The organism is Cohnella laeviribosi DSM 21336, assembly GCF_000378425.1.
Classification (GTDB): domain Bacteria; phylum Bacillota; class Bacilli; order Paenibacillales; family Paenibacillaceae; genus Cohnella; species Cohnella laeviribosi.
On sequence record NZ_KB899809.1, the window covers coordinates 191,425 to 205,914 of the forward strand.

Here is a 14,490-nt window from a genome sequence, read left to right on the forward strand (position 1 = left end):
GATATCGACCGATGCCGAAACAGGCTGCCGCCGGGCAGCCTGTTTCGGAACATGAGATTAGGAGTTGCCGTTTTGGTTGTTATTAAAGATCTTGACCGTGCCGTTGTAGAAATCTTTCACCGCGTCTTCCACGCTCTTGCGGCCGAAGCCGATTTCATACAGCGTCGTTTCCGCAAGTTTGGAATATTCGGAGAAGCCCGGCGGATTGTAGCTGACCGCGAACGGCTCTTTTTTCGCCGCTTCGGAAACCCGGCTCGTGTAGTCGTAGACGATTTTGTCGACCTCGCTCGCTTCGCTTTCCAGCAGCTTGCGGTTTTTGGACGTAACCGGCACGCCGCGGTCGTTGCCGAGAATTTTGGCCGCGTCCGGATCGTTGATGAAGAAGTTGATCAGCGTCGCCACTTCTTTCGGATGCTTCGTCTTCGCATATCCCGACAGACCTTGGCTCGACTCGAACACGACTCCCGTTCCCTTCTCGCCGCGCGGCACCTGAACCAGAATCAGTTTGTCCTGCGTCAGGTTCTGATGCGCCGCAAGCTGGTTGGACGGAATCAGCCCCATCGCCACTTTGCCCGTTACGATCAGGGATTTGCTCGTGTCGCCCGGAGGATTGGAGACCTGCAGCTCCGCCGGAACGACGCCGCCGGCTTTGGAGGTCTCATCCCAGTACCGGAACCACTTCAACGCGTCCGCTTCCTCAAAGCCGAGCGTGCCCTTCGCCATATCGTAAAGCTGCTTGCCGTTTTGCTTCAGCGCGATGTCCAGGCCGTCGACCGCAAAGTTATACGTGCCGTAGTAGCCTTTGCCCAGCTTGTCGGAAATTTCTTTGCTGATGCGCGCGTAGTCTGCCCAGTTCCAGCCGTCCTGCGGGACCGGGATGCCGGCTTTTTCGAACATCGTCTGGTTGACGACGATCCCGCGGGCGTTCGCGCCGGCGGAAATATGAACCAGCTTGCCGTTCAGCGTGCCGTAATCGATCATCGATTGATCCATATCCGACAGGTCCAGTTCTTTGCCGACGTAAGGTCCGAGATCCAGAAGGACGCCCTTAAGCGCATAGTCGACGACGTTGCCGCCGAGGAAAAAGACGTCGGGCGCCGTCCCGGACGCAAGCTGCGTGTTCAGCTTGTCGAAATAGCCGGTCGACGGGGCGAATTCGCCGACAACCTTGATATTCGGATGTTTCTGCTGGAACACTTTAAGCGCTTCGTTCGTAATGTCCGCGCGCTTTTGGTCGCCCCACCACATGATGCGCAGCTCCACCTGCTCGCCGCCGGACGAGCCGCCGCTCGGACTTTCGGAAGCGGACGAACCGCCCGCCCCGCCGCTGCCCGTTCCGCCCGAACAGGCTGTTGCGATCGCCATCAATGCCGCCAAGACCAGAATGTGCCACTTACGTTTCATGTTGATTCCCCCCGAAGGTGTCATGAAGTGAATCCGCTTACAGCTCTAATGGTACGATAACCTTGCCCAAAACGAAATTTCATTCCTTCGGATGTTCATTATTATTTTTTTTGGATCGGCTCATGCACAGGAAAAAAACTTCGCCCCCCATACTGCCGGCAAGGCAGGATGAGAGGCGAGAACAAGATTTCCCGTGAATGAAAGCCGCTCGACCTTTACTTCAGGCCGGTCGTCGCGATGCCGTCCAGGAAATAGCGCTGGAAGATCAGGAAGATCAGCGTGATCGGCACAAGCGACAGCGTCGACATGGCCAGCAGCGCGCCCCAATCGGATTGGCCCGACGGGTCGAACAGCGAGCGGATGCCCAATTGTACCGTAAAAAGCTTGATGTCGCTCAAGTAAATCATTTGGCTGAAGAAGTCGTCCCACGACCAGATGAACGTAAAGATCGCAGCCGAGATCAAAGCCGGCACAAGCAGCGGCAGGATGATGCGCCCGTAAATTTGCCGCTGGCTGCAGCCGTCGATCGTCGCGCTTTCGTCGAGCTCGCGCGGAATGCCGCGAATAAACTGCACCATCAAGAGGATAAAAAACGAATCGTGCGCCAGCCACTTGGGCAGGATCAGCGGATAATAAGTGTTGATCCACTGCAGCTTGTCGTAGATGATGTACTGCGGAATCAGCGTGACATGATACGGCAGCATGATCGTCACCAGCATGAGCGAAAACCACAATTTCCGCAGTTTAAAGTTCAGGCGGGCGAAGGCAAAGGCCGCGAGCGAGCAGGTCGCCAGATTGCCGAGCACGCTCATGACCGAAATCAGCCAGGAATTCGCAAAGAAGCGCCCGAACGAAACGTGCTGCAGGCCCCTCCAGCCGTTCGCGTAGTTGTCCAGCGTAAACGCCTTCGGCCAGAGCCCCGTGTCGGTAAAGATCATTTGATTCGGCTTAAAGGAACTGCTCACCAGCCACAGCACCGGATACAGCATGAGGATGCCGACAAGAATGATGACCGCGTGTTTGGCGGCGGCGGCAACGGATTTGGTTCGCATCGCTTCTTACCTCCCTTCCTTGCTGTCGCCGTAGAAGACCCAGAATTTCGAGGTGGCGAAAAGGACGGCGGTGAACGCCCCGATGATCAGCAGCATAATCCAGGCCAGCGCGGACGCATAGCCCATATCGAAAAACGAGAAGCCTTTCAGATAGAGATAAAGCGTATAGAACATCGTCGCGTCGAGCGGGCCGCCGCGGCCGTCGCCGATCACGTATGCGGGCGTAAACGCCTGAAACGAGTTGATGATGCTCATGACCAGGTTAAAGAAAAGCACCGGCGAGAGCATCGGCAGCGTAATGCGGAAAAACTGCCGCACTTTGCCCGCTCCGTCCACCTGTGCGGCTTCGTACAAATCGGCCGGAATCTGCTTGAGTCCCGCGAGGAAAATGACCATCGCCGAACCGAATTGCCAGACCGACAGCGAGACGATGGTATAGATGATGTAGTCGGGGTGGGAAATCCACGACGGCCCCTCGATGCCGAACAGGCCGAGAAACTTGTTGATCAGGCCCTCGCCGTCAAAAATCTGTCTCCACACGATGGCGATGGCCACGCTTCCTCCAAGCAGCGAGGGAATGTAATAAACCGTCCGGTACAGCCCGAGCGCCCGAATCCCCTTGTTCAGCATCATGGCGATGAGCAGGGCAAACGCAAGCCGGAGCGGAACGGACAGGAACACATATTGGAAAGTAAGCGAAATGGAGTTTTTAAACGTCTGGTCTTCGGTAAAAATGCTCACGAAGTTGGAAAACCCGATCCACTCGGGCGGACTGAGCAGGTTGTACCTGGTAAATGAAAAATAAAGCGACCCCAACATCGGGCCGAGCGTCAGGCAAAAAAATCCGATCAGCCACGGCAGCAAAAAGACGTAAGCCGTAAGATTGTGCTCGTTGGACAATGGCCGGCGTGACTTTCGCATCTTGCTTCCCCCTCTTGTACGGTGTATTTCCATCATAAGAGGGGGAAGAAACGTTATGAATGCTATTTTTTCGGGTTTTCGCTTTCAAATTTTACAGATGCCCGCTGCCGGTAATCCGACGGCGTCATCCCGTACATCCGCTTGAATTTCGAGCTGAAATAGCTGGCGTTGGAAAATCCGGTAAGCTCGGCGATATCCCAAAGACTGAGCGTCGTCTCCTCGAGCAGCCGGACCGCATGCTCCATTCGCACCTCGTTCACATACTGGATGAACGACTTGCCGACTTTGGATTTGAACATCTCGGAAAAATAGGACGGATTGTAGTTGAACTTCTCCGCGATCATCGTCAAATTCAGGTCGTACATGTAATTTTCGTCGATAAATTTTTGCGCCGCCTTGATCAGCGACGAATCGGCTTCGCCGGACTCGCTTTTCAGCCGATGGACGATTTTGAGCGCAAGCCGGTTCAGAAACCGTACCGCCTTCTCCACCGAATCGAAACTGAGCGCGATCTCCGGCCGAAGCCACAGCTGGTCGCCGCTTTCAAGCGGGACGCGCGCATCGTAGGCGACCGATTCGATGGCCAGATACAGTTGGAAAATGACTTTGTAGAACCTCGCTTTCGACATGCCGATCGCTTCCTGCAGCTCGCGGCGGACCGCCTGCTCGAACGCTTCCCGCTCGCCGCGCGAAAGATACCGTACGATCACCTTGACCGTCTCCTCCGGAAGAGCGGCTTGGCAGGCGGAATGCCGAAGATCCTCGGGCAGGCCGCTGCCTTGCAGGCTCCAGTCCAGAAGCGAGGCCGTATAGCCCTCCTTCCACTGCCCGAACCCGGTCACCGGACGCCCCACGCCAATGGCGAGCTCGAAGCCCAGAAACGCGTTCACGTTCCGGGACAACGCCTCCGCGAACGCCTTCCGGCGCTCTTCGTTGTCGGGCATAACAAAATGCATGAGTCCGGGGTAATTCGCATCGCGGAAAACATGGACCTCATCGTGGAATGGCTCCGCGCATTCCCGGCAGATGGCCTCAAGCGGCAGCCGAAACTTGTCCGGCGTCCGCTCCGGGGACGCGGCCGCGTCGGCCCGCTCCTGAAGGCCGACGGTCATGAAGCGGACGGTCTTGTTGTCCCACGAGTCCAGCTCGAACAGGCGCGAACGGTCCCGGTCGAGACGGAGGGAATCCGGTTCGTCTTTGACCAGACGGACGATAAACTGCTCCTTCATCTCCTTGTAATATTGCGACAGCCGCCAGCGGATGAACGCCTCCTCGTCCCGGTGGCGCCGCTGCTCGTCCAGCTCCTTTTTCACGTTGGCCAGCGCTTCCGTCAGCTCGTCCCTTGCGACCGGCTTGAGCAAGTAATTGCGCGCCTGGCTGCGGATGGCGGCCTTCGCGTATTGAAAATCCTCGTAACCGGTAATGACGATAAGACGCAGCAACGGATACTGCTCGCGGCAGGCGTCGAGAAACGAAATGCCGTCCATGACCGGCATATTCATATCGGTCAGCACGACGTCGATCGCTTCGTTGGCCAGCCGTTCCAACGCTTCCGTGCCGTTGGCGGCTTCTCCCGCAATTTCGAATCCCAGGCTTTCCCAATCTACCTTAAGCCGCAACCCTTGCCGGATTTCCGGTTCGTCATCCACGATCAAGACGCGATACATGCTGCTGTTCCTCCTGTACGGGCAAGATGAGTTCAATGGACGTGCCTTCGCCTTCGGCCGAATCGATTCTGACTTCGAACAGGGAGCCGTAATACAACCGGCATCGGGCAAGCACATTGCCGAGACCGATCCGGCTGCTGCGGCTCGACAGAATCGAATGGGGCTGCGCGGAAGCCGATTGCTCGAGCAGTTTCCGCCGCAGCTCCGGCGCAATCCCCGGGCCGTTGTCGGCCACCGTCAGGCGGACGCGCCCCCGCTCCTGCCGGACGCGTATGTTTACGCTTACGTTCGGACGATAGCCGAAGCCGTATTTGACGGCATTCTCGATCAGCGGTTGCAAAATGAACTTGACGATCTCGATCCCCTCAAGCCGCCCCTCCTCTTTCATGTCGATGCGAAGCCGGTCGCCGAAACGGATCTGCAGGATCGTCATGTAATAGCGCGCGTATTTCAGTTCCTCCTCCAATTGGACCAAGTCGTCGCTTATTTTCAGCGAAAAACGCATCATCCTCCCGAGCGATTCGATCACCTGAAGCGTATCTTCCGTCCGTTTCTGCATCGTCAGGCTGCTCATCAGCTCCAGCGTGTTGAACAGGAAATGGGGATTAATCTGCATCAGCAGCGCTTTGTACTCCGCCTGCTGCCTGAGCATCTTCAGCTCGAACTCGTTTTTGATATGGTTCCGCAGTTGAACGACCATCGTGCGGAACGTCGAAGTCGCAAAGCCGACCTCGTTGCGGATCCGATTGTCCGGAGGCAGGCGGCTCAGCGCCTGCTCGAAGTCGCCCCGCTGAACGTGCCGCATCGCCTGAACGAGCCGCGACAGCGGCTTGGCGATGCCGTGCGACAGCCAGCTCGCCAGCAACAGGGACAAAATCAGCAGCAGGGAAGCGATCAGCAGTATCGTATGCCGCAGCTTGAACAGTTGGGCGTACAAATCCTGTTCGGAGACGAACCCGACGAGCATCCAGTTCGTTTGCGGAAGCTTCTTGTATACGAGAATATCCGTTTTGCGGTTGTCGTGTTTGAGGTAGACGACGCCCTGCTTCTGGCCGCCGGCGCGAATCGCTTCCACCTGTTTCAGCATGCTTTCGTTCGGGCGGTACTCCTCCTGGGACAGCATCGGCCGGCCATGCTGATCCAGCAAATAGATGGTGCCGCTCTCGCCCAGATGAATCCGGTTAAGCGGTTCCAAAAAATCGTCCGCGCTTACGTTGACCTTCATGATGCTTCGCGTCTGCGCGGGATGGAACGAACCGATCGGCATCAGCATGCTGACGACCGGATGCGAATTGTGGTTGCGCAATTCCGCCGTATCCTGATGGGACGGCACCCAATATTCCTCGTTATGGATAAAGCGGCTGTACCAGTCGTCCTTCAAAAAGGACCGGTCGAACACGATCTGATTGCCGCTGCTGACCCACATGCCTTCCCGCCGGTAGACGGTAACGGACGTTACGCTCGAATAGCTGTTGGTCGTTTGGGTCAAAAACTGGCTTAACCGATAGTGGGCCACATATTTTTCGGCGGACGTGGCGTTCGGGTCGGAGACGACGGTGTCCCAGTCGTGCGTAATATCGCTGTTGAAGACGATGGACGCCAGGTCGTAGATTTGCGTCCGCAGCATGCCGATGTACGACCCGTATTCATCCATCTTCTCCAGCGCCGACGATTCGATATAGGAACGGATAATCGAACGGGACTGGTTAAAGAGCAGAACGGACAGCGTCCCGAAGGATAACACGAAGAGCAGCACGAAGATCGCGATCAACCGGTTTCGAAGCGAGTATAACATGGCTTGTCCCCTCTCTGTCCTTGCGGCCGACCGAATGCAAAAGGTGTGTTGTGTTGCTTCCCATTATATCGGCATCGGCCGGGTCAAACCAAGTCCTCGCGTTTCATTCGGCTTCCGCCCTTCATGCCTCGTTCCAAGCCGGGCGGCAAAATGACAATTGTATTCCGGCCCGGATGCGTTATAATAATGATAATGATTATCGTTACGCACACTACGCATGCGAGGGGTCGGTTCAATGAGTCTGCTGCTGCCGCTTACAACGGTTGCGCTTGTCGCTGCGGGAGCTTTCTGCCTCTTTATGGCGATGGAGCACGATCGGAAGACGAGGGAATCTCTTCTCAGCAAAAAATCCGACCCCGCCCTTGAGATCGGCGGAATCGGATCGCACTCCGTGTATGCAGCGTCTTCACGGCCGGCAGACTGGCGCCGCAACTAACCGGCCAGCCCGGTCCGATCCGGCGAGCGAAGCAGCCGAAGTCCGTTCAGAATAACCAGAATGGTGCTTCCTTCATGCCCGACGACGCCGAGCGGAAGCGCCAGCCCTTGGACGAAATTCGCGGCGATGAGCAGCACGATGACGCCCAGCGCGAACGCCATATTTTGCTTGACGATGTTCATCGTCCGCTTGCCCAGCGCAATGGCTCCGGCGATTTTACGCAAGTCGTTTTGGAGCAGCACGACGCCCGCCGTCTCCAGCGCCGCGTCGCTGCCGCCCGCGCCCATGGCGATCCCGACCGTCGCCGTCGCCAGCGCCGGAGCGTCGTTCACGCCGTCGCCCACCATGGTTACATAGCCGTACGTTTGCCTCAGTTCCTTGATTTTGTCCGTTTTGTCCTCGGGCAGCAGGCCCGCATAGACCCAATCGATGCCGGCCTCCCGCGCGATCGCTTCGGCCGTCCCCGGCTGATCGCCCGTCAGCATTGCGACCTTGACGCCCTGCCGTTTCAGCGCGGCGACGGCGGCTTTGGCCTCCGGACGAATCCGGTCCCGCAGCGCGATGATGCCGGCGGCGCCCCGATCGTTCTGCATGACCGTCACCGTCTTGCCTTCCCGCTCCAACCGCCGGATCGTTTCCCGCACCGTTTCCGTAGCAAACCGGCTGTCCAAATACGCGGGCTTGCCGATTTTCCACGCGTCTCCCCGCAGCTTCGCCCGAAGTCCCCAGCCCGTGTCGGCTTGAAATTCGGCCGGCCGCTCCAGCGGCAAAGCGCGTTCCCTGGCCGCTTCGACGATCGCCTTGGCCAGCGGATGCTCCGACAGGCTTTCCAGAGATGCCGCAACGCGAAGGAGCTCGTTCTCGCCCTGGTCTTGCAGCGGGATCACATCCGTCACGACCGGGCTCCCGGTGGTCAGCGTTCCCGTTTTGTCGAAAGCGACGACTTGCGTGCGTCCCAGATTTTCAAGATGGGCGCCTCCCTTGAACAGCATCCCTCTGCGGGCGCTGCTGGAAATCGCCGACAGGACGGCCGGCATGATGGACGCAACCAAGGCGCACGGCGACGCAACGACGAGGAAGACCATCGCTTTGTAAAGCGCCTGCTGCCAGGTCCAGCCCAGCGCCACCGGCGGCAGGACAATCAGCAGCAGCGAAAGGAGAATGACCGCCCTTGCGTAATAGCGTTCGAACCGCTCCATGAACAGCTGCGAAACCGGCTTCTCGCTTTCCGCCTCCTGCACAAGACGGATGATCCGCGAAAACAGCGACGCCTCCCCCGGACGCGTCACCTCGACAACCAGCGCGCCCTGGCCGTTCAGCGTGCCGGCGAACACTTCGTCGCCCGGTTCTTTATCCGCGGGAACCGATTCGCCCGTGATGGACGCCTGGTTGACGGCCGATACGCCTTCAACCACCACGCCGTCGGCGGGAATGCGCTCGCCCGGCTTGACGACGACGAGGTCGCCCGCTTCCAGCTCCCGAACGGAGACCGCCGCCTCGGCCCCGTCCCTCAGCACGACGGCCGTTTCGGGCGTAAGCTCCATCAGCGAAGAGATGTCCCGCCGGCTCCGGTCCATCGTATACGTCTCCAGCGCTCCGCTGAGCGCGAAAATGAAAATGAGCACGGCGCCTTCCGTCCAGTAGCCGATGCCGGCCGCCCCGACCGCGGCGACGATCATCAGCAGATTGACATCCAGATCCCGTTCGTAAAAAAGGGTTTGAAGGCCTTCCTTCGCCTTCGCGAAGCCGCCCACGACAAAAGCGGCGCAGTACAGCGCGATGGACCATGCCTGGGAATGGCCGCCCAGCGTCCATGCGGCGGCAATCAGCAGCCCGCTTGCAAGCGCCGCGATTCCCTCGCCGTATCGTTCGATCGGCGCCGTCCGCTCCCGCGGGCGAGCCGCCGTTTGATGAAGTTCCTTGCGATCGCTGTACCCCTTGGCAGTCGGTGTCGTCGCAAGCATCTCGATCACCTCTCGTTGAGAATGAGTTCCATTATTGCGGTCCCAAAAACGGCGCATGCTGCTCCCGACGCAACGGAGCAGCATGCAAAACAAAGCGTATTCGTTTTATTTAAAATCATTATAATCTAAGATTTAATAAAAGTAAACGGGTTTCAGGAAACGATTTCCTGGCCGAAGCTCTTGGGGTCAGCGGCCGCTTTGGCCGCGGTCGCTGTCCAGCAGCCATTCGCCGGCAATGCCCGGCGTCGTCATCTGCACCGGATCGAGGATCGCATCGATCTCTTCCTTGGTCAGCAAATGACGCTCGAGAATGATATCTTGCACCCGCATTCCCGTCTTGATCGCTTCCTTGACGATGCCGGCGGCCACCTCGTAGCCGAGATGGGGGTTGAGCGCCGTCACGATGCCGAAGCTGTCGTGCACGTACTGCGCGCACCGCTCCCGATTCGCTTCCATCCCCTCCAGCGCGAAGCGGATAAAGACGTCGACCGCGTTGCGCAATATTTTCAGCGACTGAAGCAAATTGAACGCCAGCACCGGCCCCATCACGTTTAATTCGAACTGACCCGCTTCCGAGGCGAGACAAATGGTATGGTCGTTGCCGATGATTTGAAACGCGGCCTGGTTGACGACTTCCGCCATGACCGGGTTCACTTTGCCCGGCATGATGGAAGAGCCCGGCTGCCTGGCCGGAAGCCGGATTTCGCTCAGCCCCGTTCGCGGGCCGGACGCCATCAGCCGAATGTCGTTGCAAATTTTGGACACATTGACCGCGCATACTTTCAGCGAAGCGGACAGCTCGGTGTAGGCGTCGGTGTTTTGCGTCGCGTCCATCAGATTGTCGGCCGAACGCACCGGAATATTCAAATCTTCGGCGAGCAGCCGCACCACTTCCCGTATGTATTCCGGCTTTGCGTTCAATCCCGTGCCGACCGCCGTCGCGCCCATGTTGACGGCCAGCAGCCGTTCCGCGGACCGCCCGATCCGCTCGCAATCCCGCCCGACGACGGCCGCGTAAGCGGAGAACTGCTGTCCCATCCGAATCGGAACCGCGTCCTGCAGATGGGTTCTCCCCATTTTGATCACGTCGTCGAACGCCACCGTTTTTTGGCCGAATGCCTCCTGCAGCCGATTCAGCGTCGCCAGCAAATCCTGCGTCAGCTTGTAAGCCGCGATGCGGATGGCGGTCGGGATCGTGTCGTTCGTCGACTGCGACATGTTGACGTGATTGTTCGGATTGCAATAAAAGTATTCGCCTTTGGCGCGTCCGAGATGCTCCAGCGCCCGGTTCGCCAGCACTTCGTTCATGTTCATGTTAATGGATGTCCCCGCGCCGCCCTGGATCGAATCCACGATAAACTGATCGGCGAACGCGCCCTGCGCCACTTCGTCCGCCGCCTTGACGATCGCTTCCGCGATCGGTTCCCGCAGCATCTTCGTCGCCGCGTTCGCTTTCGCCGCCGCTTTCTTCACATGCGCCAGCGCGCGGATCAGCTCCGAATGGACCGGAACGCCGGTAATCGGAAAGTTTTCCACCGCCCGCAACGTCTGAATGCCGTAATACGCCGACTGCGGAACCTTTTTCTCCCCGAGAAAATCCTTTTCGATCCGATATTCCATGCCAGCTCCTCCTCCATGGGCGTGTAAGTATTCCCTTTATTATAGTGGAATCAGGGAGACGTTTCCTATACTGGAAACCGGATCATTTTCCGGAGCGGAATATTCAACAAAAAAAGCGGGAAACCCTTTCCCGAAAAGCACCGGCTGAGACATGACCTTTACCTGCTCGCATCCGCCTCCGAACAAGCGCTGATTGCCGGGCATAAAGAGGGAAAGAAGGAGAATTCGACGAATGTTGGAAAATACCGCCGCTTCACGTGAAACAATGAAAAAAGGCCGCCGCCCGTCACACCGCCGACAGGCTGGCAGCCTCCAAAAAGGCTTGCTTATACGACGTCATAGCCTTGGTCTTCAATCGCGTTCTTGATCGCTTCGAGCGAAAGCTTGGCCTCGTCGAACTCGACCGCGACGGATTTGGAGGCCAGATCAACCTTGGCCTGAGCCCCAAGCTTCTTGACGGCTCCTTCCACCGCGTTGACGCAGTGGGAGCAGGACATGCCTTCTACTTTCAACGTTACGCTGGCCATTGTTCTTCCTCCTTCACTTTGCCGGTCCATCGGCCGGGCCGGTCATTTCATCAACTTGCGGACCGTTACCAGCAATTCGTCCACGACCTCAAGCTCCCCCGCCTGAATGCGCTCGACAACGCAGCTTCTCATATGGCCTTCCAGCAGCAGCTTGCCGACGCCGTTCAGCGCGGACTGCACGGCCGCGATCTGGTTCAGGACGTCGTCGCAGTACGTATCCTTCTCGATCAGCCCTTTGATTCCGCGTATTTGGCCCTCGATCCGGTTCAGACGGGAAATGAGGTTCGCCTTCATCCGGTCCGAATGATGGCTTTTCCTCGCGATGTCCGCCGAGCAGCCGGCCGTGTCTTTCTGTTCGTGCACGTCCCCGTGATGCTTGCTCATTGGCCGCGTCACCTCGCCTCTTTACTGTAATATACCCCCTATGGGTATGTCAAGCCTTAATCGCGTTCATAGATCGAACCCGAACGGCTGGCGAAAAACTCGGCATACACCTTTTCGGCGTACGCGTCGGTCATTCCGGCAATGTAATCCGCCGCCAGCCGTTCCCACGGCCAGCGTTCGCGGTGCTGTTCATAGCTTTGCAGCCAATCCGGCGGAATAATCAGCCGTCCGGTCTCGTATTCCTTGAAGCTGTCCCAAAGCCGCCGGATCATCACTTCGCTCCGCTTGTGCAGGCGCTGGACGCGAAAATCCTTGATCAGCGTCACCCATGCCAGCTTTTTCAAAATTTCCATCGTGCGCAGAAGTTCGAGATCCTCCTGCCCTTCGCGCACAAACGTCACGCGTTTCCACCCGGTCGCCGGATCGTCGATGATGCCGACCTGGTTGGCGAATTTGCGCACCCACCGCGCTTTCATCTCCCGGCGCGTGCGGGACGGGTCGCGGCCGACCTCGGCGTAAATTTGTTCCCACTGCAGCCAGTATTGGTTCAGCACCCGCCTGACCATATCGCTTAGATCGACCTGCTCCCAGGACATGTCCGAATTGCCCTGATCTTCGACGATTTCCTGAACGACGTTTTCCACCAGCTTGTCGTCCTCGAACAGATTGCGGTTCATCGGAATTTTGCCGGCGCGGATGCCGTCCTCCAGATCGTGCGTGGAATAGGCGATGTCGTCGCACAAGTCCATCAATTGGGCTTCAAGCGTCGCGACGCTGGGAGGCATTCCCCATAAATCGCGCAAATACCCGATGCCCTCCCACTCGGACTTGTACACCCCTTTGACGCGTCCGGGCTCGTCGATGCAGAACGGATATTTGTTGATTCCAAGCAGCACCGCGGCGGTCAAATCGAGTCCGCTGTCGCTTCCCGCCCGTTTTTCGAGGAACATCAGAATCCGGTAATTTTGCGCATTGCCCTCGTATTTCAGGCCGTGCTCCTTCATCAGAACGTCGTTCAGGATTTCTTCGCCCTTATGGCCGAACGGCGGATGGCCCAGATCGTGCGCGAGCGCGGCGCATTCGACCACCTCGGGGTCCAGCATCAGACCGGGGTGCTCCTTTTTCGCCAAAAACGGAATGCTCTTCCCGAGGCGTCTTGCGACTTCCCGCGCAATTTGCGACACCTCGAGCGAATGGGTCAACCGGGTTCGGTAGTAATCGCCGGAGCCGGCCCCGAACACCTGGGATTTGCCTTGAAGACGTCGAAAGGCGGGGGATTGGATCAATCTCGCGTAGTCTTTCTCGTATTCGTCCCGGTCGTCGCCGGAGTGGATATTCTCCGTGTCGAACAAACGCAGCTTCCGGACGTTCACGTTCGCCACCTCATCTCAAGCTGTTTGTATTATTGTATCTATTTTGACGGATGGTTGTCACGTGTCAGATTAACTTACGGAAAAAATCGGTTTCTGCGGCGGGCATACCGCTTATATGACATGGTTGCGTTTAAAAGACGTAAGCGTCGGCGCTTCCCGACCGGAACGGCGGCTTGGGTCAAATGGCGGCTTGAAGCAAACAAGCCCGCCTGCAACGGGGTGGCTTGCGCGTGAAAAGGGGCTCATGTTGCCGGGGGGGCTCATGCGGCCCTTTGAACGGACCGTGAATCCGCTATGTGACTTTTTCGGCGCAAAATCGGTTCTCTTTCTGACACACGATCCGTTATTTCTGTCCGTTTGTCAAAAATCGCCCCTGGTGGGATGGGATAGCGGAACGTATGTCCCGATTGCCTGGCTTTGGGCTGTTTTGGGAAAAAATAGCGGAACGACGGTCCGGCTAATCCAAACCGTTGCCTCGCGTTCCGCGATAGAGCAGCACAAACCCCGCCTCTAGCCGGGTCGAGGACTAAAGGCGGGGACGATTTGGCGTTTGCGTACGCCGATTCTTTCAGTTGTCCGGCTTCATATGCACGGCCGGCTTCGCTCAGACGTATTTGGTCAAGATGCTCTCGACATGCTCCAAATGAAGCCGCATCGATTCGGCGGCCAAAGCGGAATCGCGGCGGGCGACCGCTTCGTAAATGGCCGAATGCTCGCGGAACAGCCGCTCGGCGACGGAGCGGTTCGCGTACAGCTCGACGCGGCGGACGTCCCGGATCGCCTGCTCCAGCTGGCTGGTGATCGACTCGAAGAGGCGCAGCAGAATCGAATTGTGCGCCGCGCGCGCGAGCGCCAGATGAAACTGGAGATCGGTCCGCTCCCCTTCGAGATCGTCGCCGATCGCCCGCTCCATTTCGCGCACGATGCCCGCCAGATACGCGAGGTCCTCGTCCGTCCGCTTGTCCGCCGCCAGCAGCGCGTTGGAGACTTCGAGCGACTGGCGCGCCTCGATCAGCTCGAGCAGCGTCGTCCGGTTCATCCGCAGGGAATCGAGTTCGGGAAGCCGGACGTCGGCAGCGGGAGGCGCAAGCGTATTGCGAATCACCCGGCAGCCTCCGCCCTGGCGGATCTCGATCAGCCCCATCGCCTTAAGCGCGCTGAGCGCTTCGCGGGTGGTCGAGCGTCCGACGCCGAACCGTTCCGACATCTCCCGGGTGGAAGGCAGCTTGTCTCCGATCTTCAGCTTGCCCTCGAGAATTTGGTTTTTGAGCTGTTCCGTTATTTCTTCGTAGTGGTTGCGCTTCGTGAGCGGAGTGACTTCCACCGGTTGCGATCCTCCCGTTTTGC

Annotated in this window: 12 protein-coding genes; 1 reads left to right on the plus strand and 11 read right to left on the minus strand. The window is 58.2% G+C overall.

Translation table 11 applies throughout. The annotated features are described in order from the left end of the window. Nucleotides 1–57: 57 nt before the first annotated feature. From F560_RS0102200 to F560_RS0102220, 5 genes are all read right to left on the minus strand, one after another. On the minus strand, nucleotides 58–1,404 hold the full coding sequence (locus tag F560_RS0102200; protein WP_019004068.1) for an ABC transporter substrate-binding protein: 1,347 nt from the start codon (nucleotides 1,402–1,404) through the stop codon (nucleotides 58–60). Between the two features lie 215 nt (nucleotides 1,405–1,619). Further along, nucleotides 1,620–2,456, minus strand: coding sequence for a carbohydrate ABC transporter permease (locus F560_RS0102205; protein WP_019004069.1), 837 nt, complete (start codon nucleotides 2,454–2,456; stop codon nucleotides 1,620–1,622). A 6-nt stretch (nucleotides 2,457–2,462) separates the two neighbouring features. Further along, complete coding sequence (locus F560_RS0102210) at nucleotides 2,463–3,377, minus strand: carbohydrate ABC transporter permease (protein WP_026298049.1); 915 nt, start codon at nucleotides 3,375–3,377, stop codon at nucleotides 2,463–2,465. Nucleotides 3,378–3,439: 62 nt separating this feature from the next. Continuing rightward, nucleotides 3,440–5,044 carry a response regulator gene (locus tag F560_RS0102215; RefSeq protein WP_019004071.1) on the minus strand — a complete coding sequence of 535 codons (1,605 nt, stop codon included), beginning with the start codon at nucleotides 5,042–5,044 and terminating at the stop codon, nucleotides 3,440–3,442. Next, complete coding sequence (locus tag F560_RS0102220) at nucleotides 5,019–6,839, minus strand: cache domain-containing sensor histidine kinase (RefSeq protein WP_019004072.1); 1,821 nt, start codon at nucleotides 6,837–6,839, stop codon at nucleotides 5,019–5,021. Before F560_RS0102220 ends, F560_RS0102215 begins: the two co-directional genes overlap by 26 nt. 235 nt (nucleotides 6,840–7,074) lie before the next feature. Between F560_RS0102220 and F560_RS0102225 the strand changes: the two genes are divergently transcribed. Beyond that, nucleotides 7,075–7,275: a hypothetical protein gene (locus tag F560_RS0102225; RefSeq protein ID WP_019004073.1), complete on the plus strand. Its 201-nt coding sequence runs from the start codon at nucleotides 7,075–7,077 to the stop codon at nucleotides 7,273–7,275. Here the strand turns inward: F560_RS0102225 and F560_RS0102230 are convergent. From F560_RS0102230 to F560_RS0102255, 6 genes are all read right to left on the minus strand, one after another. Continuing rightward, the gene (locus F560_RS0102230; protein ID WP_019004074.1) at nucleotides 7,272–9,239 is read right to left on the minus strand and encodes a heavy metal translocating P-type ATPase; all 1,968 of its coding nucleotides are present in this window, start codon (nucleotides 9,237–9,239) and stop codon (nucleotides 7,272–7,274) included. The two genes, F560_RS0102225 and F560_RS0102230, sit on opposite strands and share 4 nt — an antisense overlap. Before the next feature lie 186 nt (nucleotides 9,240–9,425). After that, nucleotides 9,426–10,859, minus strand: a complete 1,434-nt coding sequence (aspA, locus tag F560_RS0102235) for an aspartate ammonia-lyase (RefSeq protein ID WP_019004075.1) — start codon at nucleotides 10,857–10,859, stop codon at nucleotides 9,426–9,428. A gap of 326 nt (nucleotides 10,860–11,185) precedes the next feature. Beyond that, a complete protein-coding gene (locus tag F560_RS0102240; protein ID WP_019004076.1) occupies nucleotides 11,186–11,386 on the minus strand; it encodes a copper ion binding protein in 201 nt (66 codons plus the stop codon). Nucleotides 11,387–11,428: 42 nt separating this feature from the next. Beyond that, complete coding sequence (locus tag F560_RS0102245) at nucleotides 11,429–11,770, minus strand: metal-sensitive transcriptional regulator (protein WP_019004077.1); 342 nt, start codon at nucleotides 11,768–11,770, stop codon at nucleotides 11,429–11,431. Nucleotides 11,771–11,826: 56 nt separating this feature from the next. Beyond that, nucleotides 11,827–13,143, minus strand: coding sequence for a deoxyguanosinetriphosphate triphosphohydrolase family protein (locus tag F560_RS0102250; protein ID WP_019004078.1), 1,317 nt, complete (start codon nucleotides 13,141–13,143; stop codon nucleotides 11,827–11,829). A 604-nt stretch (nucleotides 13,144–13,747) separates the two neighbouring features. Next, complete coding sequence (locus F560_RS0102255) at nucleotides 13,748–14,467, minus strand: FadR/GntR family transcriptional regulator (protein WP_019004079.1); 720 nt, start codon at nucleotides 14,465–14,467, stop codon at nucleotides 13,748–13,750. Nucleotides 14,468–14,490 lie beyond the last annotated feature (23 nt).